A 25988-nucleotide genomic window follows, 5' to 3' on the forward strand; every position below is an offset into this window, starting at 1 on the left:
GAGCGTGTATTGATCAAGGACCTGGCCGCCCGCGCAGACGGCCCCGTACGTGTCTCCGGCTGGGTCGAGAAGGTGCGCGACCAGCGGTACGTGCAGTTCGTCGTGCTGCGCGACGAGTCCGGCGCGGTGCAGCTCGTCAACGGCGGCGTGCTGCGCGAGCCGGATCCCGAGAACCCGCGCTCCGACATCCTCGTGCCGCGCACGCAGACCATCTCGGAGCTCACCCACGGCACCTTCATCACCGTGTCGGGCGAGTTGCAGCACAACGAGCGCGTGAAGCTCGGAGGCGTCGAGATCCAGATCGACGAGATCGAGGTCGTCACCCGCGCCCTGCCCGACAACCCGGTCGCGGAGGACTCGGGCATCGACGTGCGGCTCGACTGGCGCTTCCTCGATCTGCGCCGCCCCGAGCAGCACCTCGTCTTCCAGGTGCAGACGACCTTCCTGCACGCCCTGCGGCAGGTGTGGATCGATCGCGGCTTCATCGAGATCCAGACCCCGAAGCTCATGGCCTCGGCCTCCGAGTCGCGCGCCGAGCTCTTCGAGGTCGACTACTTCGACGGCACGGCGTTCCTCGCGCAGAGCCCGCAGTTCTTCAAGCAGATGGCGCAGGCCGCCGGCTTCGGCGGCATCTTCGAGGTCGGCCCGGCCTTCCGCGCCGACCCGTCCTTCACCTCGCGCCACGCGACCGAGTTCACCTCGATCGATACCGAGCTGAGCTGGATCGACTCGCACCTGGACGTCATGGAGCTGCACGAGGAGCTCATCGTCGCCGGCGTCGCCGCGGTCAAGGAGCGGCACGGCGAGGAGATCCTGAAGCACTTCGGCGTCGAGCTCGAGGTGCCCGCGCGCCCGTTCCCGCGCATCCCCCTCGCCGAGGCGAAGGAGATCGTCAAGGCCGAGGGCTACGAGGTGCCGCGCGCCGACGCCGACATGGACCCCGAGGGCGAGCGCCGCATCGCCGCGCACGTCAAGCAGAAGTACGGCAGCGACTTCGTCTTCCTCACCGACTACGACGCGTCGATCCGCCCGTTCTACCACATGCGCCACCCCGAGAACCCGCAGCTCACCAACAGCTACGACCTCATCTACAACGGCACGGAGATCTCCACGGGCGCGCAGCGCGAGCACCGCATCGAGGTGCTCGAGGCCCAGGCCGTCGAGAAGGGCATGGACCCCGCGGAGCTGTCGTTCTACCTCGACTTCTTCCGCTACGGCGTACCCCCGCACGGCGGCTTCGGCATGGGGCTCAACCGCGTGCTCATGCTCATGCTGCAGCAGTCCTCGATCCGCGAGGTGACCTACCTCTTCCGCGGGCCGAACCGCCTGCTGCCGTAGTTTCGGGATCCCGACCACGGCGCCCCGTCGCAGCTGCGACGGGGCGCCGTGGTGCTCTCAAGGCTGCTCAGTTCGGCTTCGGGGTCGTGGTGACCGTACATGTGGCCGTACCGAGCGAGAGTATCGGCCAGACACCAGTGACCGTTCGGGCATCCGACACCCAGCCGCTCGCATGCACCGTCTGCACGGAGAGCACTCGGGTGGCACCGAGCGCCGCGTTGAGCAGTGCTCCCGTGAGCGTGGTCGTGTATGTTCCCGAGGACTCCGTCGTCTTCAGATTGGTTCCGAGCAAGGTGTCGACCACTGGGACGAGCCCGTTGGACCCCGTGTATCCGATCCGGATATTGTCGATCGTGTATCCCGCGGGGAGCTTCCACTTCAGGCTCAACGACGAGCCGAGGAGGTTCAGGAGCGAGCCGACGATGACACAGCTGCCGCCATCCGCCGGCGCAGGCACGGTGATCGCGGCGAAGCTCCCGGTGCCGGCCTCGGCGTCGGTCCAGGCAGCCTGCGTGGACTCCGGGCGCGGCGCGGCGATCGCCGCGCAGATCGCCGCCGCCGCGCAGATCGCGGCGATCCTGCGCCGGCGGCGCGCTCGGCCCGCCCGGGTCCCCGACCGGTTCGGACTCACGGGACCACCGCCTTCCCGCCTCTCGGCAGCGCGCGGGCGGCACGCGCGAGACCGGCGGCAGCGAGCCCTGCGGCGACGGCCCCGATGCCGAGCCACAGGGCCGGGATGAGATCGGGTCCCCCGGTGATCGGGATCGTGCCGATGGGCCCGCCCGGGCCGACCGCGATGTCGTCGCCCGCTCCGGCCGCCCGGATCGTGAGCGCGACGGAGCCGGGCGCTCCCGCGGTCGCGGTCGCCGTGACGAGGACCCAGAGCTCCTCGGTGTCGCGGATCGACGCGAGCGGCACCGATGCGCCGGTGACGTCGACGAGGCCGGGGGGAGCGAGCGCGGTCTCGATGCCCGGGCACGCATCGGCGACCCAGCGCGCGCTGCACCCGCGGACGTCTGCCGAGAGCCCGAGCCTGTCGGTTCCGCTCGCCTCGAGGGACACAACGACCGCTCCGGGCTCGGGCGCCTCGGCACGCACCCCGACCTGCCAGCGCACGGGCTCACCGGGGTCCATCCTCGCCATCGCGGCGGGGTCGCCGATCGAGGTCAGCACGAGCACATCGCCGTGCACGACCTGGATCTCCTCCGCCGCGGCCGGCTCCCGCATCACGGGCGATGCCTCGGCAGGCGGCGCGGGCGCGACGGCCGGAGCGCCCGTCCCCAGCAGCAGCGCCAGGAGCAGCGTCCGCGCGGCCGACCGGCCTCCATGCCGGGGGTCGGACACCGTCGCGTCGGCGCCCGCTCCACCGCCGTCGGCGCTGCGGCGCGCACCGCCGGCCGCGACGCCCGCATCCGGCCGCGAGCCCCTCGGACCTCGCGAGTCCTTCGGACCCCGCGGCCCACGCGGCCAGAAGGCCCAGGTCACGAGGATCGAGGCACCGATGGTGAGCGCGCCGAGCACCCAGGGATTCGAGAACCAGACGACGACCCGCGCGAGCTCGGGCACCGTGAAGAGCACGCGGCGCACCTCGGACACGGTGTAGGGCGTCGGATCCTCGGCCGCGTTCGCGTCGCCCCGCATCGTCACGATGCGGGTCTCCCCCGAGCCGGAGACGGAGGTCACTCGGTGGGTGACCGGCAGCGCACCGGCGCGGTCGACGGTGACGACATCGCCCACTTCGATCTCCGTCGCCGGGATCTCGCGGACGATCGCCACGGAGCCCGCGGGGATCGTGGGGGACATCGACCCGGTCTTGAACATGATGAGCGAGATGTGGAAGAGGACGGAGAGGATCACGAGCACGATGCAGACGACACCGCCGAGCGCGGCGAGGTTGAGCAGGGCGTTGCCGATCGCCCTGCCCGTACGCCGTGGCTGCGTCATCTCATCCCCCGTTCGCATCCCGGCGAAGCCCGAGCCCAAGAACCACCGTTCAGGAGCTCGAGGTCGCCGTGATCGTCCAGGTCGCCGTCCCGGTCTGTCCCTGCACCGAGTTCGGGGTGCCCGCGGGAAGCGTCACCTGGAAGCAGTAGGCCACCGCGGCGGCACCGCCCGCCACGAGCGGCTGCGATGCCGAGGCTCCCGCGGTGAGCGCACTGCCCGCCGGCACGATCACCGTGCCCTGCGCGAACGTCGCCGCGGTGCAGGCGCTCGCGGCGGGGATCACGCTCGCTCCGTAGCGGAGCGAGGCGCCGAGCCCCGTCCCTCCCACCGTCGCGCCGCCGAGCATCGCGGTGCCGCTCACCGTCGTCGGGGAGGTGGTGCGCACGAGGAAGCGCGAGTGCACCGTCGTCCCCGGGGACATCGCGCCGGCGGCGACCGTAAAGTTGAGCGCGGCCGCGCCGGTCGCGGGGTGCTCCGCGTAGTTCGTGCCGTCCGTTGATCCCTCGATGCCGAAGACGCTTGCGGCGAAGCTCCCTCGTGCGGTCTCGCTGTCCGTCCAGGCCGCGAGCGTCACCGTACCGCCCACCCCGAGTACGAGCGCTCCCGCGAGGAGCGCTCGGAGCCTCGTGAAGCGCCCGAGCGCCGCTCGCCGACCGTGGGCGGGCGATCTCGCGCTGCGGCGTGCCATCGCCCGGCCCCTAGATGGAGTCGCCCGAGACCGCGTCGAAGGTCCAGGTGATCGAGCCGTCCGCGCCCTGCGGCAGCGTGTCGTCGGCCGTCACCCGCAGGCACAGGTACACGGGGGTCGTCGGCGCGGTGAGCGTGAAGTTCGTCACGTTCTCGTCGGTACCCGCGGCATACGCGGCCTCGGAGCACGTGGCGGAGGTCGTGTAGACGAAGCTCGCTGAGGTGCCGGCGATCGCATCGGCGGTGTCGGTGGTGACGGTGACGTCGCCCTCGTTGGTCGAGCCCGCGATGAGCTGCACCCCGAACGACGCGTACACGGCATCATCGGGGGCGAGCTCGTCCGCGCCGACGGCGAAGGAGAGCGTCGCGGCACTCGCCTCGTCCGGGTGGTCCGTGAACGCACCGCCGTTCGCGGAGCCCTGGATCCCGAAGCTGCCAGAGCTGAACACGCCGGTCGCCCATTCCTGATCCGTCCAGGCCGCCAGCGTGATGGCGGCGCCCACGCCGAGGACGAGCCCGCCCGCGAGCATCGCCCGTGCCTTCGTCCAGACGCGCCGATTCGCGTCCGTCGAGGCCGTGCTGATTCGCTGATCCATGGTGGTTCCCCTCACTCCGCGATCCCCCCGACCGCAGTTATCGACATCGTACGGGACGCCGGGGCAGCAATCAAAGATTTTTCATTGCTTTATGATTGGATACTCCCAGAGTGATGCCTCTTCACTTCCGGCGCGCCACCACCACGGTGTCCTCGAGCGTGGCGGGGGAACCGTCGGGCGCGGCGGCGTCGCGACGTCGCACCTCGGCGACCTCGACCGCCCACTGAGCCGGATCGAGCGCGAGGGCCGCGAGCTCGGAATCGGGGGACGGGAACGGCCCGGGATGCCCGCTCGCCCACGACGGGGGCGCCGCATGCGAGATCACCACGATCCGCCCGCCCGGAGCGACCCGGGCCGACGCCGCCCGGAGGATCGTCTCCCGCGGCAGCGCGACGGGAGATTGGAGGAAGCTCGCCGCGACGAGCTCGTAGGCCTCGTCACCGGGATCCGCCTCCGCCCAGGCGCCGAGATCCGTCGCGCGGAACTCCGCACCGTCTGCCCCGCGCGCCGCCGCCGCGGCGCGGGCGCGGGCGACGGCCGTCTCGGAGAGGTCCAGGCCCGTCGCCCGCCAGCCGCGCTCGGCCAGCCAGATCGCATCGCCGCCCTCCCCGCAGCCGAGGTCGAGCGCGCGCCCGGCCGCGTCGTCCCAGGCCGCGACGACCTCGGCGAGCGCCGTGTTCACGCGACCGGACCACACCGGGCCGGCGTCGCCGTAGCGCCGCTCCCAGAAGTCGCGCGGATCCTCCGCCGGGTCGACCGCCATCGGGTCGGCCCCCGCGGCGCCCCCGTTCGCCGAGGCCCCGCCGGCGGGTCGCCCGCCGTGCCGGTGGGTCGCTTGAGGCGCCATCGGCGTGTCATCCGGCGACTCCGACGACTCCGACGCTCCCGTCGCGAGCCGCCGGGCGGCGAGCGCGAGATCCTCGTCGACGAGCGCCGCGTTGACCGCGGCGCCGGCGAAGGTGCCTGCGCCCATCACCATCGGCACGGAGGCCGCGGGACTCGCGGCATTGCCCGCGACCCAGATCCGCGGGTGGCTCGTGCGCCCCATCGGGTCGAGCTCGGGGAACGCGCCGACGGGGGTCTCGGCTCGGGCGACGCCGACGCCCTCGAGGAAGCCGTCGCGCGGGGCCATGCGGCCCATCGTGAAGACGGCGTCGACCGGGTGCTCGCGCCCGTCGGCGGTGCGCACGGCCGTCACGGGCCCCGCCCTCCCCGCGTCGTCCGCGGGCTCGCCGAGGATCTCGACGACGGGCTCGGACACGAGGCGCACGCCGCGCGCGCGGAGGCCGCGCTCGCTCTCGGCGTCAAGCGCGCTCCCCTCGGGACCGAGCAGACCGGCCGTGAAGACGGTCACCCGGTCGCTCCACTGCCGCAGCAGCTTGGCCTGGTGCAGCCCGAGCGGCGAGGTGGTCACGACCGCGATCCTCGCGCCGCGCACCTCCCAGCCGTGGCAGTACGGGCAGTGCAGCACCGTCGCGCCCCAGCGCTCGGCGAGACCCGGGATCTCGGGGAGCACATCCGCCACGCCCGTGGCGACGACGAGCGCGCGCGTCGCGAGCACCTCCCCGCCCTCGAGGACCACCTCGAGGAGCGCCCCGGGATCGGCGGGCTCCTCGCCGTGCCTGCCGGGTGCGTCGCGCACGGTGCGCACCGTGCCCGATCGGATGGTTGCGCCGTAGCGCTCGGCCTCGACGCGACCGCGGGCGAGCAGCTCCTCGGGGGGCGTGCCGTCGAGCCCGAGGGCGTTGTGCATGTGGGAGGCGAACCGGTTGCGGGGCGAGCCCGAATCGATGACGAGGGTGCGGCGTAGGGCGCGGCCGAGCGACTGCGCCGCGCTCAGGCCGGCGGCCCCGCCGCCGATGACGATGGCTTCGTATGGGTGCTGGTGCATGCTCCCATGATCGCCAGCGCTATGCGATAATTGCAAGACGGTTTGCAATATTGGCAAGGAGTGTCCGATGGAAGAACTCGAGCGATTGGGCCCGCGGCTGCGCACCGCCCGGCAGGAGCGCGGCTGGACGCTCGAGGAGCTCGCCGGTCGCGCCGGCATGTCGGTGAGCACGCTCTCCCGCCTCGAATCGGGCAAGCGGCAGGCGAGCCTCGAGCTGCTGCTCCCGCTCACCCGGCAGCTCGGGATCCGCGTCGACGATCTGCTCGGGCCGCGGGAGGAGGATCCGCGCGTCCGCCGCCCGGCCACCTGTCGCGACGGCATGACCGTCGCGCCGCTCACCCGGGAGGCCTCGGAGGTGCGCGCGTACAAGATCACCTACCACCCCGACGCCCCCGAGCGCGAGCCGCGGACCCATGAGGGGCACGACTGGCTCTACGTCCTCTCGGGCAGGCTCCGGCTCGTGCTCGGGGAGCAGCAGCTGGTGCTCGGCCGCGGCGAGGCGGCCGAGTTCGACACCACCACGCCGCACAGCATGCGCGCCGAGGGGTCACGGCCCGCCGAGGTGATCAGCATCTTCAACTCCGTCGGCGAACGGCTGCACCTGCACTCGCCCGCGGGCTGAGGAGCGCGGCGCGCCTGCGGGGCCGCGGGGTTCTTTGACGCCGCGGGGCCGCGGCGTCTTGGTGTTTTGGCGCCGCGGGGCTGTGGCGGCAGCGTGCGTCGGGGCTGTGTCGGCAGCGTGCGTCGGGGATGCGGCTTCGGTGAGCCCGGATCCTCGATCCCCGTCTCACCGAAGCCACATCCCTCACCGAAGCCTCGCGCGCGGAGCCGCGAGCCGCGTCACCCTTCGAAGGACTTCGCCCACTCGCGCACGCGCGCGGCGCTCTCCTCCTCGGAGAGATCCTCGACGCGGGTCATCACCGACCACCGCACGCCGAAGGGATCGCGGAGGCTCGCGAAGCGATCGCCCGAGACGAAGTCGCTCGGCGCTTCGCGGACGGTCGCCCCGGCCGCGACGGCCCGCTCGACGACCGCGTCGACGTCGGCGACGTACAGCCCCATCGAGTAGCAGTCGTCGTCGCCCGCCGGGGCGGGGACGAGATGGTAGTCGGGCATCGGCTCGCCGAGCTGCAGGTGCCCCGTGCCGAAGTCGAGTTCGGCGTGGACGACCGCGCCGCCCATCTCCGTGACGTCGACGACGCGGGCGCCGAAGACGTCGCGGTAGAACGCGATCGCCTCGCCCGCGCCCGGGATCGCGAGGAAAGGGGTCAGCGAGGTCGAGCCGTGGGGCATGCCGTTCGTGGTGTGCGCGCCGTTCGCGGCGCGGGATGCGGAGTCGTTCATGCCGCCAGCCTAGGATCTGGCGTGCGGGCGGCGCTTGCGAATTCGCGCCAAGACGCGCGGAGAAGTGCAGGGAAGCGCGGAGAGGGGCGGCGATGGACGAGGATCGGCGGGGCGTGCTGCACCCGGAGCGCCTCCCGGAGTTCCACCGGATCCCGGCGGACGCCGCCCTCGCGCACGCGGTCCGCTGGTTCTGGATCCCGGAGTGGGATCTCCCCCGGGCGTCGCGTCCGCGCAGCAGCTGCTGCCGTTCCCGGCCTGCAATCTGGTCGTCGATCCCGACGGCGCCGCGTTCGCCGGGCCGGCGACCAGGCGCTCGGAACGGGTGCTCGCGGGCCGCGGCTGGGCGGTCGGCGCGCTCCTGCGACCGGCGGCCGCGCTGCCGATCGCCGAGACCCTGGGGCTGGGCGCGATACCGGCCCTCCGCGATGCCGAGCGCCCCGTCGACGCCCCCGGGCTGCACGCGGCGGTCGTCGCGGCGATGACGGAGGCGCGTCCGGGCGCGGAGCGGCGCGCGCGGGCCGCGGAGGCCGTCGCGCGATGGATCCTCGCCGTCGTCCCCGTCCCCTCCCCCGGCGGCGACGCCGCACTCGCGAACGCGCTCGCCGAGGTCCTCGCGGATCCCGCCGTCACCCGGGTCGACCAGCTCGAACGGCGGCTCCACGTCTCGACGCGCTCGCTGCAGCGCCTCGCCGAGCGCTGGTTCGGGATCCCGCTGCACGCGATGATCCGCAGGCGCCGGCTGCAGGAGGCGGCCGAACGGCTCCGCGGGGATCCCGAACTCGGCATCTCCCGGCTCGCGAGCGAGCTCGGCTACGCCGGCCACGCGCACTTCACCACCGATTTCAAGGCCGTCATGGGGGTCACCCCGAGCGCCTACCGGGCATCCGTCCCGGGGCCGAGCCGGGCCGCACCGACGAGCCGGGCCGAACCGACGGACCGAACCGAACCGCGGAGCCGCGCGGCCGGCTGAGCCCCGAGGCGATCCTCGGCGAGCGCGCGGCGACCGTCAGGTGGCCGCGGCCGCCGCGTCGTTCGCGCGCTGATCGGCGAGCGCCTCGGCGTCCTCGCCAGCCGGCGCCGCCGGGGCGCCGAGGCTGAGCATCAGCCGGTTCGCCCACGCGAAGAACGCGGTCGCCTGGATGACGTCGGCGATGTCCGCATCGTCGAGCCCGGCGGCGCGCAGAGCGCGCACGTGATGCGCGCCGAACGCGCTCGGACTGCGCGTGAGCGCCGCGGCGGCGTCGACGATGGCTCGCGCCCGCCCCTCGAGCTCGGTCTCCGGCCCCTCGTGCAGCAGCCGCGCGACCGTCTCGGCGTCCTTCGAGAAGGTCGCCGTGAAGCGGGCGTGCACGCTCGCGCACAGTTCGCAGCCGTTGACCCGGGAGGCGACGGTCGCCGCGAGCTCGCGGTCGCCGCGCGGGAGCCCCTGCCGCGAGAGGAAGACGGCCCGGTCCAGCGAGGTGCGGGCCGACAGCGATGCCGGATGCCACGCGAGCAGCCGGAAGTACGGCGAGTTCGGCCACACGCTCGTCTCGTAGGCCTCGCGCTGCCCGGCGCTCGCCGTGTCGGGTCCCGCCGGCTCGATCCATGCGTGCCAGGCCCGCTCCTCCATCGTGAAGTGACCGCTCATGCCGAGGCCTCCTGCAGGACGGCCAGACCCGCGACGACGCGGGTCTGATAGGTGACGAACGAGACGATCTGGGAGAGCACGACGATCTCGACGACCCCCCAGCCCGCGGCCGCGAGCGCGTCGAGGTCGTCGGAGGTGGCCGCGGCCGGACGCTGTACGAGGAGGTCGACGTGGCGCAGCAGCGCGCGCTCGGCTCGGCCCGCCGCCCGCCCGGCCTCGCCGTCCGCGCCCCCGGTCACGAGCTCGGCGAGCCCGGGGGCGTCGACGTCGTCCGCCTCCTCGAGCAGCTGCTCGGCGTAGAAGGCGGCGACCGCGTCGGAGCCGTCGACGTGTGCAGCGCGGGCCGCCGCGACGAGACGCAGGCGACGGTCGAGACCGGGCGCTTCGTCGTCTTCGGGCACGTCGAACAGCGCGTGCAGGCTCGCCTCGGCGGCCTCCGTGACCGCGGGCCGGTGGCCCCTGAGGCGCTCCGACGCCTCCCGGTCGAGCCCCGCGAGGGTCCCCAATGTGTCCTGCGTCGTCATGCGGCGCTTCCTTCCTCGTCGAGTCCGCGGCCGAGATAGGCCTCCTGGATGGCCGGGTCGGCGGCGAGTTCGGCCGCCGGTCCCGCGAGCACGACCTCGCCGGTCCGCAGCACGTATCCGCGCGACGCGATGGAGAGCGCGAGCTCGGCGTTCTGCTCGACCATGAGCACGGACACCCCGAGCTCCCGGTTGAGCTCCGCGATGCGCGCGAGCACCTGCTCCACGATGATGGGGGCGAGGCCCATGGTCGGCTCGTCCATGCAGATCAGCCGCGGTCGGCTCATGAGCGCGCGCCCGAACGCGAGCATCTGCTGCTCTCCGCCCGACATGCTGCCCGCGCGCTGCGTGCGGCGCTCCTGCAGCCGCGGGAAGAAGGCGTAGACCTCGGCGAGAGTCCGCCGCACCTCCCCGTCCCTGCGGGTGTGTGCGCCGGTGAGCAGATTGTCCTCGACGGTCATGTCGGGGAAGACGCGCCGCGCTTCCGGCACTGAGGCGATCCCGGCGCGCACGCGCCTGGCGGTCGACCACTGGGCGATGTCCTCGCCGTCCCAGAGGATGCGCCCCGCATCGGGTCGCTTCAGCCCGAGGATCGTCTTCATCGTCGTCGACTTCCCCGAGGCGTTGCCGCCCAGCAGCGAGACGATCTCCCCGGATCCGACCTGCAGATCGACCCCGATGAGCGCGGGGCTCGGCCCGTAGGAGACGGACACCCCTTCGAGTCGCAGCTCAGTCATGCGGATGCTCCTTCGCGAAGGCGGTGCCGAGGTAGGCCTCGATCACCCGGGGGTCGCGGCGCACCTCGGCCGGCGTGCCTGCGGCGATGATCCGCCCCTCGTCGAGCACGACGACGCGATCGGACAGGGTCATCACGAGATCGAGCTTGTGCTCGACGAGGAGCATCGTCTGCCCGTGGGCCTTGAGCTCGAGCAGTTGGGCGAGGACCTCCGCGGTCTCCGTCTGGTTCATGCCGGCGGTCGGCTCGTCGAGGACGAGGATCCGCGGCTCGGCGACGAGCGCGCGGGCGATCTCGGTGCGGCGCCGGTTCGCGTAGGAGAGGGTGAAGGCGTAACGGTCGCGGCGCGGCGCGAGTCGCTCGCCGAAGCGGGCGAGCTGCCGGTCGACCGCGTCCGCGTCCGCGGCGTCCCGCGCGCCCCGCGGGGCGAAGAGCGCGGCGAGCGTCTCTCCGAGCAGCGGAATCCACCGCGCGCCAGGGATCTCGCGCAGCCGGGAACGCCGCTGCCCGAGCCCGTCGAGACCGACCCGCACGTTCTCGCGGACGGTGAGGTTGCCGATGACGCGACCGTTCTGGAAGGTGCGGGTGAGCCCGAGGCGGGCGATCTGATGAGGCTTGCGGCCCGTGAGACGCTCGCCGGCGAGTTCGACCGACCCGGCGTCCGCCGCGAGCACGCCGCTCACGATGTTCAGCGTGCTCGTCTTGCCCGAGCCGTTCGGCCCGATGATGCTGAGCACCTCGCCCGGGGCGATCGCGAAGCTCACCTCGTCGACGACGGTGAGCCCGCCGAAGCGCTTCGAGACGCCCCGCACCTGCAGCAGCGGTGCACCCGTCATCGCTCGCCCCCTGCCACGACGGCGGAGTCGGAGCCGCCGGCGGCCGCATCCCCGACGTGCACGGGGTCGCGCTCGCTCGGGCGGCCGCGCAGGCGCGCCCAGCGCTCGCGCAGCCACGGGGAATCGGCCCACACGCCCTGCGGACGGAGCAGGATGAGCGCGAGCAGCAGCACGCCGTAGAGCAGGAGGCGCCAGTCCGCGAGCGGGCGGAAGAGCTCGGGGACGCCGACCAGCACGGCGGCTCCGACGATGGCCCCGAGCGGCGTGCGGAGCCCGCCGAGGATCGCGATCGTCACGGCGAGGACCGACAGCGACACGTCGAACTGCTTCGGTTCGATGAACGTGACCTGCACGGCGTAGAGCGCACCGGCGAAGCCGGCGAGCACGGATCCCAGCCCGAACGCGAGCGACTTGTAGGACGCGGGGTGCAGGCCGGCGGACGCTGCGGCGACCTCGTCCTCGCGCACCGCGGCCCAGACGCGCCCGAGCCGGGAGGAGCCGAGTCGCAGCACGAGGACGACGCCCACGAGCAGGAGGCCGAGTGTGAGCCAGTACATGGAGTCGGCGCTGCCGAGCCGCACGCCGAAGAGCTCGGGCCGCGGGATCGCGGAGATCCCGCGGGACCCTGCGGTGAGCTCGGGAAGATTGAGCGCGAGCGCCGCGACGAAGGCTCCGGCCGCGAGGGTCGCCATCGACACGTAGTGGCCCCGCAGCCGCCACGTCGGCGCCGTGAGGATCACCTGCAGCACGCCGGCCGCGAGCCCGGCGGCGAGGAAGCTCGGCCAGAACCCCCAGTCGTATCTCGTGACGAGGATCGCCGAGGTGTAGGCGCCGATCGCGAGCGCCCCGGCCTGGCCGAGCACGATCTGACCGGCGAAGCCGCCGGCGAGCGTGATGGACAGGGCGAACAGCGCGTAGATCCACACCTGACTGCCGGCCCGGAGGAAGTAGTCGCTCGCGATGAGCGGGAGCAGCGCGAGCACCGCGGCGGCCGCGACCCCGAGCCATGGCGGCAGGCGGAGCGGTTTGCCCGCCCCGAAGAAGGTGCCCGTCATCGGTTCGCTCGCGATGCTCGGCACGCGGCCGAGCAGCCCGCCCGGCCTGATCCAGAGCACCAGCAGAAGCGATCCGAAGGTGATGAGCTGCCGCACCGAGTCCCCCCAGAGCGAGACGCCGAGGGCCTCGGCGACCCCGAGGAGGAGGCCTCCGATCACGGCGCCGGCGATGGATCCGAGGCCGCCGATGGTCGCCGCGGCGAAGCCCTGGAGCCCCGCGAGGAAGCCCATGCCGGGCGACACGTTCGAGGTGTACATGCCCACGAGCAGGCCCGCGATCCCGCCGAGTGCTGAGGCGATCACGAAGGAGAGCGCCTGGATCCGTTCGACCGGGATCCCCATCTGCTGCGCGGCCTCCTGGTCCTGCGAGGTCGCGCGGATCGCGCGACCGGTCTTGGTGCGGCCGAGCAGCCACGCGAGGGCCGCGACGCAGACGAGGCTCACCCCGATGATGACGAGCGAGAGCGTGCCGAAGCGGAAGCCGAAGAGCTCGAAGTTGTCGCGCGGGAATGCGCTCTCGAGCCGGCGGGTCTGCGCGCCGAAGATCTTGAGCGAGAGGTTGTCGAGGATGACGCCGACCGCGAAGGTCGCGAGCAGGACCGCGATCCCAGGGGCGCGCCGCAGCGGGCGGACCGCCAAGAGGTACACGGCCCAGCCGAGGAGGCCCGTGATCGCGATCACGGCGGGGGCGACGAGCCAGATGGGCAGTCCCGCGGGGCCCGAGAGCCACCAGGAGAGCATGGCGCCGATCGCGAAGACGGCACCGTGCGCGAAGTTGACGATGTTCGACACCCCGAACACGAGGGAGACCCCGACGGCGATGAGCGCGTAGGCGCTCCCTCCGACGAGGCCGGCGAGCAGGATATCCACGGTGGTACTCCGGGCGGACGGCGAGCGGCGCCCGCGAGGGCGCCGCTCCGCGGGATGGGCGGGGTTACTGGATGGTGAAGGCGCCGTCCGCGATGACGAGCGGGAACTGCTCGGCATCGCTCACGCGGCGCGTGTCGTCCAGGGTGTACTCCCCGTAGAGGATGGAGGTGAAGGGCTCGCCGTCGTCGAGCGCGTCGCGCAGGCCCTGACGCGTGAGCTCGTCCGCGCGCTCGGCGCCCTGCGCCACGGCGTACAGGGCGTCGTAGGCGCGGATCGCGTAGTCGCTCGGGGTCGGCTCGCCGGTGGCCGCCTCGAAATCGCTGATGAACTGCTGCACGGCCGGATCGTCGTTCTCAGGGGTGAAGTAGCTGAGGGTCCGCACGCCCTCGGCGGCGTCGCCGGCGAGCTCGATGAACTGCTGGTTGTAGATCGAACTGATCCCGACGATCGGCGTGTCGATGCCGAGCTCGCGCGCCTGGCTCGTGATGAGCGCGCCGTCGGCCGCGTAGGAGATGAGCACGATGACCTCGGGGTCGGTCTTCTGCGCGGCGAGGAGCAGCGGCCGGAAGTCGGTGCTCTCGGGGTCGTACGCCGTGGCGTAGACCTCGTTCAGCCCGTACTCCTGCTCGCCCTGCTGGAAGAAGCCGTAGGTCTCCTGCCCCCAATCGGTGTCGTGGTAGAAGACCGCCGCGTCGGTGCCCGTCTCCGCGGCGAACTCGGCGAGGCGGGGCGCCTCGAACTCCTGGGAGACCCAGGTCGCGAAGACGAAGTCGCCGGGATCGGTGACGTCGGGGCCCGAGGCGGAGAAGGCGAACTGCACGAGGCCGGCGTCCTGGTACAGCTGGCTCGCGGCGGACGTGGCGGGCGTGCCGAAATCCCCGAGCACCGCCAGGATCGACGCGTCGTCGATGAACTTCTGCGCGACCTGGGGCGCCTGCGCGGGATCGGCCTGCGTGTCCTCGTACACGAGCTCGACGTCGCGGCCGTCGATGCCGCCGTCGGCGTTCAGCTCGCTCGCGGCGAGATCGAGGCCCTGCCGGAAGTACTCGCCGTACTGCGCGGAGTTGCCGGTGTCGGGCAGCGCGACGCCGAAGCGGACCGGCTCGTCGCTGCCGCCCTCGGCGTCGCTCGACGGGGACGAGCAGGCGGCGAGGCCGAGCGCGAGCGCTGCGGTAGCGCCGGCCGCGAGGGCCCGGCGAAGACGTGACGACATGGCGAAACTCCTCTGATCAGGGAACGTCGGCGACGCGCAGCTGCTCGCCGGTGAATGCACAGCATCCCATTCGAACGCCTCATCCTCGGAGAAGATGAAGCAATATGACATATAAGCACAGCTGTTCCTCGAGAATCAATTTGGCAAGCGGCCACCCGGCGTGGGATAACCGAGGAGTGACCACCCCCGCGATCGCGCTCATCGGGGCCGGCGTGCGCGGAACCGCGGCGCTCGGCCGCCTCGCCGCGCGCCTGCGGTCCGCCGCCGGCGAGACCGTGCTCGACGTGCACGTCGTGGATCCGTTCCCCCCGGGCTCGGGCCGGATCTGGCGGGAGGACCAGCCCGCCTCCCTCGTGATGAACACCGTGCCCGCGCAGTCGACCGTCTTCGACGATCCATCCCTCGCGTTCGATGCCCCGTTCCCCGGCCCCCACTTCGCCGAGTGGTGCGCGGAGGTCGCCGCCGGGACCATCACGGGCGTGCCGGAGGCGATGCGCCGGCTGGCCCGCGGCACCGCGCCGTGGGGCTTCCCCTCGCGGGCGCTCTACGGGCACTACCTGCGCTGGGCGTACGGGCGCTTCCGCGACGCGCTGCCCGCAGGGGTCCGCGTTCACGAGCACCGCGCCCGCGCGACGGGGATCTCGCGCGTCGACGGCCGCTTCCGCGTGGAGCTCGGCGCCGAGGGAGCCTTCCCCGCCGACGGCGTGCTCCTCGCTCTCGGGTGGCTCCCGCGGGATCCGGGAAACGGCCACGATCTGCCTTCGGAGAACCCGATCGACCAGCCCGTCGCGCGGATCGCCCCGGGCGAGCGCGTCGCGGTGCGCGGAGTCGGCATGGGCTTCACCGATCTGCTCGGGCTCGTCACCGAGGAGCGCGGGGGCGTCTACTCCCCCGACCCGGAGGCCGGTCGGCGCAGCGCCCTCCGCTACGCCCCGTCGGGCCGCGAACCGCGCCTCATCGCGGGTTCGCGCAGCGGCGCGCCGTTCCTGGCGAAGCCCGCCTTCGGCCGCGTGCCGCCGCCGGCGCGGCTCGATTTCCTCGGCGCCGCGATCCCCGAGCTCGTCGCCCGTCGTCCGGTCGACTTCGCGCGCGAGGTGCTGCCGCTCATCGAGCGGGATGCCGCGGCGGAGTACCACCGCGCACTCGCCGGGCTCGAACCGTCGGCCTACGCCGTCGAGCCGACGGCACTGCTCGACGCGCTCGATGCGGCGAGCGCGACGGGATGCGCGGCGGACGCGCTTCCCGACTGGCGGGCCCTCGAACGCGCGCTGATCCCCGACCCGGCGAAGCGGTTCGATCCCGAGCGCGTCGCCGCGCCCTGCGCCGCCTCCGAACCCGACGCACTCGACGCCGAGATCGCGGGACGCATCGCCGCGGACGCCGCGGAGGCCGCCCTCGGCTCGGGCAGCCCCTGGAAACGGGCGCTGCACGTCTACCAGGCCGCGCGGGCGGCGATCATCCCGGTGACGGATTTCGGCGGATGCACGGAGGAGAGCCGCCCCGCGCTCCGGCGCTTCCTCGAGATCGCAGGCCTCATCGGGAGCGGTCCGCCGCTCTTCCGCGTCGAGCAGCTGCTCGCGGCGCATCGGGCGGGGATCGTCCGTTTCGCCGGAGCGGGCTTCCGCGTCGAGGAGACGCCGCGCGGGCGCGTGGCCACGAGCCGGGCCGCGCCGAGGGGACGCACACCGGTCGACCGGGTCGTCGACGCCCATCTCGGCCTTCCGGATCCGACACGGATCTCGGATCCGCTCCTCGACGGACTGCTGGCCTCGGGCCTCGCGAGGCTGTGGGACGCGGGGGGCGACGCCGCCCCCGCCCTCGAGATCACCGCGGACACCAGCGCCCTCGTCGACGCCGCGGGCGCGGCCGTACCGGGACTGCATTCGGTGGGCCCGCTGCACGAGGAGCTGCGCCGTTTCACGATCATCGCGCCGATCCCGGGCGCACGATCGACGGTGCTGCGGGAGATCGATGCGGCCGTGGCCGCGCTGCTCGCGGTCGCCGCCGGGTCACCGCATGCGGCCGAGGAGGCGGTGCGTGCCTGAGCCCCTGCGCCATCCTCCCGGCTCCGTGCGTCAGTGCGCGGCGAGGCCCCAGAACCCCTCGGGGGTGCTGCGGGCAGCAGGGGCTCGAGCCACTCCTGGACGGCCGCGGCCACCTGCTCGGCGAGTGCGTCGCGCGTCCAGCCGCGCGGCCGCGCGGGCACCGCCGGTTCCCAGCCGAGCTCGCCCCACTCGACGCCGAAGAGCCGCCGCTCCGCGTCGAAGCGGCGGTCGAGCCTGAAGGCGTCGCGACCGAGGAACCTGGCCCACACGTCGAACGGCCCCTCGCCGTCCTGGCCCACGAAGACATCGATCTCGATGCCATCGATGGCGGCGTCATCGGCGAGCGCCGCCTCCGCGAAGCGCTCGAGCCGCTCCTCCGCCCGCCGCGACTCCGCGGCGAGCGCCGCCCCCACCGCCGCCCGGTATGCCGCTGCGTCCATGCGCCCAGCGTATCCCCGGCAGCACGACCGCGCGCCCCGGACGGCCCGGACCGCCGCACGCAGACAGGAGACCCCCGGATCATGAGCACGCGCACGGAACGCATCGACCATCTCGTCGTGGGCGGCGGGGCCATGGGCCTCGCCGCCGCGTGGCAGCTCGCCGGGCGCGGCGCCCGGGTGCTGCTGCTCGAGCGCTTCGCGCCGCACCACGCCCGGGGCGCCTCGCACGGGTCCACCCGCAACCTCAACAACGCCTACGACGAGGAGCACTACCTCGATCTCTTCGACGAGGCCGTGGGGCTGTGGCGCGGACTCGAGTCCGCGACCGGCGCGGAGCTCCTCGGGCTCCACGGGCTCGTGACGCACGGCGACGGCGCGCTCGTGGGCGCCGCGCACGACGCCCTCGCGCGGCGCGGGGCGAGCATCGCGCTGCTGAGCGCCGACGCCGCGGCGACGCGCTGGCCGGGCATGCGCTTCCAGGGCGAGGTGCTCCTCAGCGAGGACGCGGGGGTCGTGCGGGCGGCCCGCGCGCTCGACGCCCTCACCGATGCGGCGAGGGCGGCGGGCGCGCGGATCGAGCACGGCGTGCGCGTGCACGGCCTGGAACCGGGGGCGGACGGGGTGCGGGTCATCGCGACGGGCGCCGACGGCGCCGTCAGGGAGATCCTCGCGGGGCACGCCACGGTCACCGCGGGCGCCTGGAGCGATCCGCTGCTCGCCGGGCTCGTGGAGCTGCCCGAGCTCACCGTCACCGAGGAGCACCCGGCGCACTTCGCGCCGCGCGACGCCGGCACCGTCTGGCCGTCGTTCAACCACCTGCTCGAGTCCGACGATCTCGACGCCTTCGACGGCAACGTCTACGGCATGCCGAGCCCCGGGGAGGGGGTGAAGGTGGGGTTCCACAAGGTGGGCGCCGTGGTCGATCCCGACGATCGCCCCTTCCGCGCGAGCGAGGCGCAGCGGGCCGCGCTGCGCGACTACGTCGCCGACTGGTTCCCCGGTCTCGTTCCCGAGAGCGCCGAGGAGATCAGCTGCACCTACACCTCGACGGCGACGGGCCGCTTCGTGCTCGACACCGTCGGCCCGATCACCGTCGGCGCCGGCTTCTCCGGTCACGGTTTCAAGTTCACACCGGCGATCGGCCGAGTGCTCGCGGACGCGGCGACGGGGGCCGCCCGGCCGCCCGAGCCGTTCCGGCTCGCCGCGCATCAGGGGTGAGGACGGGCGGGGTCAGCGGAGGATCTCCGCGAGGGCTCCCGCGACCCGCAGCAGGCCGCGATCGGCGTGCCGGGGCCCCTCGAGCGAGACCCCGACCGGCGCGCGGCCCGGGTCCCGTCCCGCCGCGGGCAGGGTGACGACCGGCTGCCCCGAAACCGAACCCGGGTTCAGATTGCGGGTGCCGACGGCGAAGACGGACTCGTCGGCCCCGAGCTCGGCGGTGCGCTCGGCACCCAGCCGCGGGGCCGTGATCGGCGTCGTCGGGTAGAGCAGCCCCTGCACCCCGCTCGTCGCGAACATCGCGTCGTATCGCGCCTGCAGCGCCGAGCGCGCGACGAGCGCCTCGGCGTAGTGCTCCGAGCGGGCCCCCGCCCGTACCGACTCGCGCAGGGCCTCCCCGACCTCGTCGAGCGCCACGCCCTCCAGAAGCTCGCCGAAGCGCAAGGGTCGCGGCAGACCCGCGAGGTACTCGGTGAGCTCGCGCGCGATCTCGAAGAACTCGATCTCGTGCCCGCATCTCCGTTCGATCTCGTGCAGCTCCTCGGTCTCGATCCGGATCAGCGTCACGGAACCCGACGCTCGGAGCCGGTCCAGGCTCTCCTCCCAGGCGCGGCGCACCGGATCGGCGAGACGGCGGGTGAACGTCGCATCTGCGTCGGGGACGCCGATGCGGATCCGGGCTCCGCTCGTGAGCCGCAGCGCCTCGTCCGAGGGCGGCCGGCGGTCGCCCACCGCGACCGCGTCGACCGCCGCCAGGCGACCGACGGAGTCCGCGATGACCCCCACCGTGTCGCGGGTGCGGGAGAGCGGGACGACGCCCCCGACCGGCCAGCGGCCGGTCGTCGGACGGAGCCCGAAGACGCCGCACCAGGCTGCGGGAATCGAGATGGAGCCGCCCGTATCGGTGCCGATCGCGAACGGTACGATCCCGGCGGCGACCGCCGCCCCGGAACCGCCCGAGGAGCCTCCGGGCGAGCGCTCGGGATCGGCCGGGTTCCGGCATGCCGGAAAGGCGGCCGCGCTCGTCGTGATCCCGAGCGCGAGCTCGTGGGTGCTCGTCTTCCCGATGAGCTCGGCTCCGGCGGCGATCAGCCGGCTCAGCACCGGGTTGTCGCGCGAGCGATGCGTTCCGAGGAGCGCGGGGGTGTTGCCGGTCGTCGGCAGCGCACGGGTGTCGAGCGTGTCCTTCGCCGCGAAGGGCGCTCCCCCGAGCGGACCGCCGCTCGGAGGAGCGCCCGAAGCCGGGCGGGCATCGGTCACGGCCACGAAGATGCCCCGCGCGTCGCCGCGCGCGAGGTCGCGCGCACGACGCGCGCTCCAGGCCTCGCCCTGTTCCATGCCGGCGACGCTCGCCGTTTCAGACGGCGGCGGGCGTCGCCGAACGCTCGACGGCCCGCTGGATGACGTAGTAGACCGGGCAGATCACGACGAGGCCGACGATCCAGGAGATGTCGACGCCGCCGAGCGCTTCGCCCACCGGCCCCGTGTAGAGCGCCGTGACCATGAACGGGACCTGGATCACGGCCCCGAGGATGTAGCAGATGATCGCGACCCAGTTGAAGCGCCCGTACTGGCCGCCGTCCTGCCGGAAGAAGTCCTCCACCCGGTACTCGCCGTGCTTCACGAGGTAGTAGTCGACGAGGTTGATCGCCGTCCACGGTACGAGCACGTACAGCAGGAGCGCGAGGAAGTTGGAGTAGTAGACGAGGAAGTCGTCGGCTCCGACGAGCGCCAGGACCAGCGAGAGGGCGAAGATGATGACGGCGGTCACGGCGCGCGTGCCCGCGCGGGGCTTCCAGCTCGGACGGAACGTCTGCACGACGGTCAGCGTCGAGAGCACCCCGCAGTAGAGGTTCATCGAGTTCGTGGCCGCGACGCCGAGCGAGAAGATCCCGACGATGATGATCGTGAGCGGCTGCAGCAGGACGCCCATGCCCCCGACCACATCGTCCGGATTCATATTCGCGGCGATCAGCTTCGCGCCGACGAGCGCGCCGAGGAACATCGGCAGCGAGGCGCCGAGCACGCAGCCCCAGTACGACGACCAGAACGCCTGCTTGGAACCGATGCCCTTGGGGAGATAGCGGGAGTAGTCCGACACGTAGGGCGCGTAGGCGATCTGCCAGAGCGCCGCGACGGAGATCGTCCCCATGAAGCCGCTCCAGTTGAAGCCGCCGATCGCGGTGGTCGCGCCGTCGCCCGGCGAGTTGACGATCAGCAGGAAGAATGCGACGACGAGCGCGAGGCCCGAGACGACGCTGAGGATCTTCGTGTACGCGTGGATCAGCCGGTATCCGTAGATCGTCGCGATGACGCTCACGATGCCGATGATCACGATGCCCGCGCCCACCGGAAGGCCCGGCACGATGGTGGCGAGCGCCTGACCGCCGAGGACGAGATTGGCCGCGAAGAAGCCGATGTACATGAGCACCGTGACGATGACCACCAGGAGCGATCCGTACGAGCCGAACTGGCCGCGCGTCTGCACCATCTGGGGCACGCCGAGCTGAGGGCCCTGGGCGGAGTGCAGAGCCATGAAGACGGCGCCGACGAGCTGGCCGATGGCGATCGCGAGGATGCCGCTCCAGAAGTCGAGGCCGAACAGCGTCGTGGCGAGCGCGCCCGTCACGATGGTCAGCACCATGATGTTGGACCCGAACCAGATGGTGAACAGGTCGCGGGCCTTGCCATGGCGCTCGTCGAGCGGGATGGGCTGGATCGTCTTGTCCTCGATGGTGGGGACCTGACCGTGCGTCGTTGCAGTCATGAGCGAGATCTTTCGAGCAGCAGCGGTTCCGACCTACTTGGTCAGGAATCCGCCGTCGATGGGCAGGGAGACACCGGTGATGAAGCCGGCGTCGTCGGAGAGGAGGAAGGCGATGCCTGCGGCGATCTCCTCGGGCCGGGCGAGCCGCCCGAACGGGATCGGGGCGGCGAGCTCCGCCTTCGCGGCCTCGAGCTCGGCGCCTTCCACGCCGAGGAGCCCGGCGATGAGCGGTGTGTCGCAGTCGGACGGGAGGACCGCGTTGACTCGCACGCGATCGCTCGCGTGCTGCACCGCCATCTGTCGGGTGAGGTTGATCACGGCGCCCTTGGACGCCGCGTAGCCGCACTCGTCGGGGTTCGCGACCATGCCGAACACCGAGGCGATGTTCACGACCGAGCCGCCGCCCGCCGCGATGATCTGCGGAATGGCGTACTTGCCCGTGAGGAAGATGCTCTTCACGTTGACCGCCATGGTGGTGTCCCAGGCCGCCTCGCTGCACTCGACCACGCCGCCCTCGCCGAGCGCGACGCCGGCGCAATTGACGAGGAAGTGGAGTGCGCCGAAGTCGGCGACCAGCTTCGAGACCCCGGCCTCGACCTGCTCGGCGCTCGTGACGTCGGCGACGATCGCGGTCGCCTCGCCTCCCGCCGCCCGGATCTCCTCGACGACGGAGCGCGCCGACTCCTCGCGCAGGTCGACGACGCCGATCCTCGCGCCTTCGCGCGCCAGGCGGAGCGACACCTGCCGCCCGATCCCGGAGCCTCCGCCGGTGACGAAAGCGACCTTCTCAGTCAGACCGTTCATGTTCGTGTCCTTGTCCTCTCAGTGCTGCTGCGCACCTGACCGGAAGTCCCGGTCGGTACTGGCCCGCTGATGCGCGGGCGGGGTGTGATGGATGGATCCCGGCGTGCGGGGGTCGTGGCGGCGGACGCCCTACCCCCACTGCATCCAGGTCGTCTTGTAGTCGGTGTAGTTCTCGAGTGCGTGGACCGAGAGATCGCGCCCGAAGCCGGACTGTTTGAAGCCCCCGAACGGCGTGGTGAATCCGAGCGCATCGACCGTGTTCACCGAGACGGTGCCGGCGACGAGCCGCTGGGACACCCGGTGGGCGCGGGCCAGCGACCCCGTCCACAGGGACGCGGCGAGACCGTAGGGGGTCTCGTTGGCGCGCGCGACGGCCTCATCCTCGGAATCGAAGGGGGCGACGACCGCAACGGGACCGAAGATCTCGCGCGTGTGCACCTCGTGATCCGCCGGGACGTCGGTCACGATGGTCGGCTCGATGAACGCCCGCGACCCGTTGATCTCGGGGCGCGTCCCTCCCGCCGCGATCGTGCCGTCGCGGCGGGCGCGCTCGATCGTCGCCCACACCGTGTCGGCGTGCGCCTCGGACACGAGTGCGCCGATACCGGTCTCCGGGTCGAGCGGGTCGCCCGGCGCGTACGCCCGCGCGGCCTCGGCGTACAGCTCCAGGAACTCCGGGTACACCGAGCGTTCGACGAAGATCCGCGAGTTCGCCGAGCAGACCTCCCCCTGGTTGTAGAAGCTGCCGAAGGCGGCCTTCTGCGCGGCGAGGCGCAGGTCGTCGCAATCGGCGAAGATCAGATTCGAGCTCTTGCCCCCGGCCTCGAGTGCCAGGCGCTTCATATTGGATTGCCCGGCGTACTGCTGCAGCTGCTTCGCCACCTCGGTGGAGCCCGTGAACGCGAGCATGTCGACGTCCTCGTGCAGCGCGAGGGAGCGCCCCACGGCGGAGCCGCGTCCCGTGACGACGTTGAGCACGCCGGCGGGGATCCCGGCCCGGATCGCGAGCTCGGCGAGGAGCAGCGTCGAGTGCGAGGCCTCCACCGGCGGTTTCACGACGACGGAGTTGCCCGCGGCGAGCGCCGGGGCGAGCTTCCAGGTCGCGATCTCGAGGGGGTAGTTCCACGCGACGATCACGGCGACGACGCCGAGCGCCTCGCGCGTCACGAGCGCGGTCGACCCCGGAGGGGTCACCGGGATGAGGTCCTCGGCCTTCTCGATCGCCTCGCCGTAGAAGCGGTAGAGCGCGGCCGATCCCGGCGCGTCTATGGCGGCCGCCTCGCGCACGGGCTTGCCCATGTCGAGGGAGTCGAAGAGCGCGAGCTCGTCGGCGTGCTCCTCGATGAGCCCGGCGAAGGCGAGCAGGCGCTCGCGGCGGAAGCCGGCGCCGGCGCGCGACCACTCGCCGGCCTCGTAGGCGGCCCGGGCCGCGGCGACGGCCGCATCCACGTCCTCCTGCCCGCAGGCGTGGATCTGCGAGACCACCTCCCCGGTCGCAGGATTCGTCTTGGCGATCGTCTCGCCGGAGCGGGCGGCGACGCGGACACCGCCGATCACCGGGCGACCGTCGAACTCCATCGCCGCCGCTGCGGCCTTCCACTCGTCGTAACTGCGCGTCATCGTGTGCTCGCTTTCCTGTCGTCTCGTGCGCCGCGGTCGAGCGCGACATCGAGGGCCGTCCACGCCAGGGCGGTCGCCCCGTCCCGGAGCGTGCGCTCGGCCGTCTCGCCGACGCAGGCGTCGGCGAATGCCGGCTGGTGGTTGCTGGCGTCGCCGCCGACGCCGATGTAGGGATGGATCGCGTCGACGACGAGCGAGACGTTCCCCATGTCCGTGGACGCCCGGTTCATCGTCGCGGCGATCGGATCGACGTCGAAGTCGCGGCCCAGCGCACGCGCGTTGGCGCGGTAGCGGGCGAGCGCCTCCTCGTCGGTGCGCATCTCCGAGTAGCGCTTGCTCTCCGGCGTCACGGTGAGCTCGGCACCGCTCGCGAGTGCGCCCGCCTCGAAGCACTTGAGCACCCGGTCCTCGAGCTCGCGGAGCTGCTCAAGACTCTCGGCGCGCACGTACCAGCGCCCCTCGGTACGCTCGGGGATCGCGTTGGGCGCCTCGCCGCCGCGGGTCTGCACCCCGTGGACGCGGACGCCCGCGGGGAGCTGCTGACGCAGGAGCGCGATGGCGGTCTGCGCGACGACGAAGGCGTCGTTGGCGTTCACGCCGCGCTCCGGGTAGGCGGCGGCGTGCGCCGCCCGTCCGTCGTAGCGGATGTGCCAGTGCGCGACGGCGAAGGGCCGCGCCTCGGCGACGTCGACGGGGGCGGGGTGGGCCATCAGCGCGAAGTCGAGCCCGGTGAACGCGCCGCGCTCGAGCAGCTCGATCTTGCCGCCGCCGCCCTCCTCGGCCGGGGTGCCGATGACCTCGACCGAGATCCCGAGCTCGGCTGAGACCGCCGCGAGCGCGATCGCGCCGCCGACGGACATGGCCGAGATGAGATTGTGCCCGCAGGCGTGGCCGAGCCCGGGGAGCGCGTCGTACTCGGCGAGGAAGCCGACGGTGAATCCGGGTGCGGCGGGCGCGGCGAACGTGGCGCGGAACGCCGTCTCGAGCCCGAGATAGGGCTGCTCGACGACGAAGCCGTGCTCGGCGAGCACCCCCGCGACCGCGGCGGAGGAGCGGTGCTCCTGCCAGCCGGTCTCGGGGTCGGCGTGGAGCGCGTTCGACAGCGCGACGAGTTCCGCGTCGACGGTGCCGCGGCGCTCGGCGATGCTCCGCTTCAGCGCATCGCGGTCGACGCCGGGCCGCGCATCACTCATCGCCTGGCACCCCGTAGGAGGGGGCCTCCGCCGGCCGCAGGCCGCGACGGGTGTAGTCGTCCCGCTGCGGGAGCCAGGCGTCGAGCGCCCGTCCGAGTTCGCCGATGGGGTCCTCCGACCAGTCCACGCGGAGATCGGTGACCCGCCAGCCGGCATCGGCGACGACCGCGATGCCCGCGGAGTGCACCGGCCCCTCCTCGCCGCCCGCCGCGACGGCGGCGCGGAGCGCCGCGAGCAGGCGCTCCTCGATCCGCCCCGAGGCGGAGAGGCCGGTGTCGACGAGGGCGTCGAGCACGGCGGGGCTCGCGAGCATGTTCCCGCCCGCGACCGCGTTCTCCCGGACTGCGGAGCCGAAGATTCCGAGCGCGCGGCCGCCGGAGAAGACGGCTGCGCGCCCCTCGGCGTCGAGGACGAGCAGCTGACGATAGTCGATCGTCTCGGGATCGGCTCCGGCGACGACGGCGTCGAGCGCGCCCTCCGCGCTCGCACCGGAGCGCAGCGCGTCGATCAGGCGCGGGCCGAGGCGCGGGTCCGTCACGTTCTGCGAGTGCGCCCCGCCGATCCCGTCCGCGAGGTTCACGCAGCGGGCCGCGACGGCGGGCGAGGACGAGGAGATCGCCGAGCCGAACTCACCGGTCGCCGGGTCGCGGAGGATGAGGGAGAAGGTCATGCCTCGGCCCGCTCGCTGATCACGGCGGTGGCGTCGATCTCGACGAGCCATTCGGGGCGGGCAAGCGCCTGGACGACGATCCCGGTCGAGACCGGGTGGACGCCGCGCAGGTACGCGCCCATCGTGCGGTACACCTCCTCGCGGTACCGGGGATCGATGAGGTAGACCGTCACCTTCACGATGTCCTCGAGCCGGCTGCCCGCCTCCTCGAGGAGCATCTTGATGTTCTCCATCGCGCGGACGGTCTGCGCCGCGACGTCGCCGATGCCCACGGACTCCCGGGTATCGAGATCCTGACCGATCTGGCCCCGGAGATACACGACGCCGTTCGCCACGACCGCCTGGCAGAGGTCGTTGTCGAGGTTCTGCTCCGGGTAGGTCTCCCGGGTGTTGAACTTCCTCAGTCGCACGTGGGTCGTCTCGGTCACGGGTCCTCCTCCTCGAGCTGCGCGGATGCGCGGATGGGTCAGCACCATTGTCGAGAGCCTCGTTTCATCTGTAAAATAGTGAAAAGTTACTCATATCATCTAATAAACAGATTTCCCGTCGATGACGACGGCCGCCGCCGAA

At 72.7% G+C, this 25988-nt stretch carries 24 protein-coding genes and 1 pseudogene; 5 read left to right on the forward strand and 20 right to left on the reverse strand.

Annotated features, from left to right (window positions below; translation table 11 throughout):
* Positions 1 to 9 precede the first annotated feature (9 nt).
* Positions 10 to 1338, forward strand: a complete 1329-nt coding sequence (gene aspS / locus MUN78_RS13290; RefSeq protein ID WP_244730095.1) for an aspartate--tRNA(Asn) ligase — start codon at positions 10 to 12, stop codon at positions 1336 to 1338.
* Between the two features lie 67 nt (positions 1339 to 1405).
* Here the strand turns inward: aspS and MUN78_RS13295 are convergent, their stop codons facing one another.
* The 5 genes from MUN78_RS13295 to MUN78_RS13315 form a co-directional block, all read right to left on the reverse strand.
* Entirely contained in the window at positions 1406 to 1969 is a 564-nt protein-coding gene (locus tag MUN78_RS13295) for a hypothetical protein (RefSeq protein ID WP_244727036.1), read from the reverse strand.
* Entirely contained in the window at positions 1966 to 3282 is a 1317-nt protein-coding gene (locus MUN78_RS13300) for a signal peptidase I (RefSeq protein ID WP_244727038.1), read from the reverse strand. Before MUN78_RS13300 ends, MUN78_RS13295 begins: the two co-directional genes overlap by 4 nt.
* A gap of 49 nt (positions 3283 to 3331) precedes the next feature.
* Positions 3332 to 3970: a SipW-dependent-type signal peptide-containing protein gene (locus MUN78_RS13305; RefSeq protein WP_244727040.1), complete on the reverse strand. Its 639-nt coding sequence runs from the start codon at positions 3968 to 3970 to the stop codon at positions 3332 to 3334.
* Positions 3971 to 3980: 10 nt separating this feature from the next.
* Complete coding sequence (locus MUN78_RS13310; RefSeq protein WP_244727042.1) at positions 3981 to 4565, reverse strand: SipW-dependent-type signal peptide-containing protein; 585 nt, start codon at positions 4563 to 4565, stop codon at positions 3981 to 3983.
* Between the two features lie 121 nt (positions 4566 to 4686).
* On the reverse strand, positions 4687 to 6456 hold the full coding sequence (locus tag MUN78_RS13315) for an SAM-dependent methyltransferase (protein ID WP_244727044.1): 1770 nt from the start codon (positions 6454 to 6456) through the stop codon (positions 4687 to 4689).
* Positions 6457 to 6523: 67 nt separating this feature from the next.
* Between MUN78_RS13315 and MUN78_RS13320 the strand changes: the two genes are divergently transcribed.
* Positions 6524 to 7078 carry a helix-turn-helix domain-containing protein gene (locus tag MUN78_RS13320; RefSeq protein WP_244727046.1) on the forward strand — a complete coding sequence of 185 codons (555 nt, stop codon included), beginning with the start codon at positions 6524 to 6526 and terminating at the stop codon, positions 7076 to 7078.
* Positions 7079 to 7296: 218 nt separating this feature from the next.
* On the opposite strand, the gene MUN78_RS13325 is transcribed toward MUN78_RS13320, so the two are convergent.
* On the reverse strand, positions 7297 to 7800 hold the full coding sequence (locus tag MUN78_RS13325; protein ID WP_244727048.1) for a VOC family protein: 504 nt from the start codon (positions 7798 to 7800) through the stop codon (positions 7297 to 7299).
* 202 nt (positions 7801 to 8002) lie between these two features.
* On the opposite strand from MUN78_RS13325, the gene MUN78_RS13330 reads away from it, so the two are divergent.
* Positions 8003 to 8770 (forward strand): helix-turn-helix domain-containing protein, encoded by a 768-nt coding sequence (locus tag MUN78_RS13330; RefSeq protein ID WP_244727050.1) that lies wholly within the window; start codon positions 8003 to 8005, stop codon positions 8768 to 8770.
* Positions 8771 to 8806: 36 nt separating this feature from the next.
* On the opposite strand, the gene MUN78_RS13335 is transcribed toward MUN78_RS13330, so the two are convergent.
* From MUN78_RS13335 to MUN78_RS13360, 6 genes are all read right to left on the reverse strand, one after another.
* Positions 8807 to 9430, reverse strand: coding sequence for a peroxidase-related enzyme (locus tag MUN78_RS13335; RefSeq protein WP_244727051.1), 624 nt, complete (start codon positions 9428 to 9430; stop codon positions 8807 to 8809).
* Complete coding sequence (locus MUN78_RS13340) at positions 9427 to 9954, reverse strand: carboxymuconolactone decarboxylase family protein (RefSeq protein ID WP_244690615.1); 528 nt, start codon at positions 9952 to 9954, stop codon at positions 9427 to 9429. Before MUN78_RS13340 ends, MUN78_RS13335 begins: the two co-directional genes overlap by 4 nt.
* Positions 9951 to 10688: an ABC transporter ATP-binding protein gene (locus tag MUN78_RS13345; protein WP_244727053.1), complete on the reverse strand. Its 738-nt coding sequence runs from the start codon at positions 10686 to 10688 to the stop codon at positions 9951 to 9953. The genes MUN78_RS13340 and MUN78_RS13345 overlap by 4 nt, the downstream gene beginning before the upstream one ends.
* A complete protein-coding gene (locus MUN78_RS13350) occupies positions 10681 to 11523 on the reverse strand; it encodes an ABC transporter ATP-binding protein (RefSeq protein WP_244690619.1) in 843 nt (280 codons plus the stop codon). Before MUN78_RS13350 ends, MUN78_RS13345 begins: the two co-directional genes overlap by 8 nt.
* Positions 11520 to 13448 carry an ABC transporter permease gene (locus MUN78_RS13355; protein WP_244690621.1) on the reverse strand — a complete coding sequence of 643 codons (1929 nt, stop codon included), beginning with the start codon at positions 13446 to 13448 and terminating at the stop codon, positions 11520 to 11522. Before MUN78_RS13355 ends, MUN78_RS13350 begins: the two co-directional genes overlap by 4 nt.
* A gap of 64 nt (positions 13449 to 13512) precedes the next feature.
* Positions 13513 to 14661: an ABC transporter substrate-binding protein gene (locus MUN78_RS13360; RefSeq protein WP_244690623.1), complete on the reverse strand. Its 1149-nt coding sequence runs from the start codon at positions 14659 to 14661 to the stop codon at positions 13513 to 13515.
* Between the two features lie 176 nt (positions 14662 to 14837).
* On the opposite strand from MUN78_RS13360, the gene MUN78_RS13365 reads away from it, so the two are divergent.
* A complete protein-coding gene (locus MUN78_RS13365) occupies positions 14838 to 16706 on the forward strand; it encodes an FAD/NAD(P)-binding protein (RefSeq protein WP_244727055.1) in 1869 nt (622 codons plus the stop codon).
* Between the two features lie 62 nt (positions 16707 to 16768).
* Here the strand turns inward: MUN78_RS13365 and MUN78_RS16835 are convergent.
* A pseudogene (locus MUN78_RS16835) lies at positions 16769 to 17257 on the reverse strand (DUF6389 family protein); the annotation flags it as partial.
* Here MUN78_RS16835 and MUN78_RS13370 point away from each other — a divergent pair.
* Positions 17228 to 18364: an FAD-dependent oxidoreductase gene (locus MUN78_RS13370; RefSeq protein WP_244690628.1), complete on the forward strand. Its 1137-nt coding sequence runs from the start codon at positions 17228 to 17230 to the stop codon at positions 18362 to 18364. The pseudogene MUN78_RS16835 and the gene MUN78_RS13370 sit on opposite strands and share 30 nt — an antisense overlap.
* A 12-nt stretch (positions 18365 to 18376) precedes the next feature.
* Here MUN78_RS13370 and MUN78_RS13375 read toward each other — a convergent pair whose 3' ends face one another.
* From MUN78_RS13375 to MUN78_RS13405, 7 genes are all read right to left on the reverse strand, one after another.
* Positions 18377 to 19702 carry an amidase family protein gene (locus MUN78_RS13375; protein WP_244727057.1) on the reverse strand — a complete coding sequence of 442 codons (1326 nt, stop codon included), beginning with the start codon at positions 19700 to 19702 and terminating at the stop codon, positions 18377 to 18379.
* 19 nt (positions 19703 to 19721) lie between these two features.
* On the reverse strand, positions 19722 to 21131 hold the full coding sequence (locus tag MUN78_RS13380) for a purine-cytosine permease family protein (protein WP_244690632.1): 1410 nt from the start codon (positions 21129 to 21131) through the stop codon (positions 19722 to 19724).
* 33 nt (positions 21132 to 21164) lie between these two features.
* A complete protein-coding gene (locus tag MUN78_RS13385; protein WP_244727059.1) occupies positions 21165 to 21935 on the reverse strand; it encodes an SDR family NAD(P)-dependent oxidoreductase in 771 nt (256 codons plus the stop codon).
* Positions 21936 to 22064: 129 nt separating this feature from the next.
* Complete coding sequence (locus MUN78_RS13390) at positions 22065 to 23555, reverse strand: aldehyde dehydrogenase family protein (protein ID WP_244727061.1); 1491 nt, start codon at positions 23553 to 23555, stop codon at positions 22065 to 22067.
* Positions 23552 to 24748, reverse strand: coding sequence for a M20 family metallopeptidase (locus MUN78_RS13395; RefSeq protein ID WP_244690638.1), 1197 nt, complete (start codon positions 24746 to 24748; stop codon positions 23552 to 23554). Before MUN78_RS13395 ends, MUN78_RS13390 begins: the two co-directional genes overlap by 4 nt.
* Positions 24741 to 25418, reverse strand: a complete 678-nt coding sequence (locus MUN78_RS13400; protein WP_244727063.1) for a DUF1028 domain-containing protein — start codon at positions 25416 to 25418, stop codon at positions 24741 to 24743. Before MUN78_RS13400 ends, MUN78_RS13395 begins: the two co-directional genes overlap by 8 nt.
* Entirely contained in the window at positions 25415 to 25846 is a 432-nt protein-coding gene (locus tag MUN78_RS13405; RefSeq protein ID WP_244690642.1) for a RidA family protein, read from the reverse strand. The genes MUN78_RS13400 and MUN78_RS13405 overlap by 4 nt, the downstream gene beginning before the upstream one ends.
* Positions 25847 to 25988 lie beyond the last annotated feature (142 nt).

The organism is Leucobacter allii, from assembly GCF_022919155.1.
Lineage (GTDB): Bacteria > Actinomycetota > Actinomycetes > Actinomycetales > Microbacteriaceae > Leucobacter > Leucobacter allii.

Coding starts and splice junctions, on each gene's coding strand:
- MUN78_RS13300 (WP_244727038.1), bottom strand. CDS start 3,282: ATGACGCAGCCACGGCGTACGGGCAGGGCGATCGGCAACGCCCTGCTC.
- MUN78_RS13305 (WP_244727040.1), bottom strand. CDS start 3,970: ATGGCACGCCGCAGCGCGAGATCGCCCGCCCACGGTCGGCGAGCGGCG.
- MUN78_RS13310 (WP_244727042.1), bottom strand. CDS start 4,565: ATGGATCAGCGAATCAGCACGGCCTCGACGGACGCGAATCGGCGCGTC.
- MUN78_RS13315 (WP_244727044.1), bottom strand. CDS start 6,456: ATGCACCAGCACCCATACGAAGCCATCGTCATCGGCGGCGGGGCCGCC.
- MUN78_RS13320 (WP_244727046.1), top strand. CDS start 6,524: ATGGAAGAACTCGAGCGATTGGGCCCGCGGCTGCGCACCGCCCGGCAG.
- MUN78_RS13325 (WP_244727048.1), bottom strand. CDS start 7,800: ATGAACGACTCCGCATCCCGCGCCGCGAACGGCGCGCACACCACGAAC.
- MUN78_RS13335 (WP_244727051.1), bottom strand. CDS start 9,430: ATGAGCGGTCACTTCACGATGGAGGAGCGGGCCTGGCACGCATGGATC.
- MUN78_RS13340 (WP_244690615.1), bottom strand. CDS start 9,954: ATGACGACGCAGGACACATTGGGGACCCTCGCGGGGCTCGACCGGGAG.
- MUN78_RS13345 (WP_244727053.1), bottom strand. CDS start 10,688: ATGACTGAGCTGCGACTCGAAGGGGTGTCCGTCTCCTACGGGCCGAGC.
- MUN78_RS13350 (WP_244690619.1), bottom strand. CDS start 11,523: ATGACGGGTGCACCGCTGCTGCAGGTGCGGGGCGTCTCGAAGCGCTTC.
- MUN78_RS13360 (WP_244690623.1), bottom strand. CDS start 14,661: ATGTCGTCACGTCTTCGCCGGGCCCTCGCGGCCGGCGCTACCGCAGCG.
- MUN78_RS13370 (WP_244690628.1), top strand. CDS start 17,228: ATGAGCACGCGCACGGAACGCATCGACCATCTCGTCGTGGGCGGCGGG.
- MUN78_RS13375 (WP_244727057.1), bottom strand. CDS start 19,702: ATGGAACAGGGCGAGGCCTGGAGCGCGCGTCGTGCGCGCGACCTCGCG.
- MUN78_RS13380 (WP_244690632.1), bottom strand. CDS start 21,131: ATGACTGCAACGACGCACGGTCAGGTCCCCACCATCGAGGACAAGACG.
- MUN78_RS13385 (WP_244727059.1), bottom strand. CDS start 21,935: ATGAACGGTCTGACTGAGAAGGTCGCTTTCGTCACCGGCGGAGGCTCC.
- MUN78_RS13390 (WP_244727061.1), bottom strand. CDS start 23,555: ATGACGCGCAGTTACGACGAGTGGAAGGCCGCAGCGGCGGCGATGGAG.
- MUN78_RS13395 (WP_244690638.1), bottom strand. CDS start 24,748: ATGAGTGATGCGCGGCCCGGCGTCGACCGCGATGCGCTGAAGCGGAGC.
- MUN78_RS13400 (WP_244727063.1), bottom strand. CDS start 25,418: ATGACCTTCTCCCTCATCCTCCGCGACCCGGCGACCGGTGAGTTCGGC.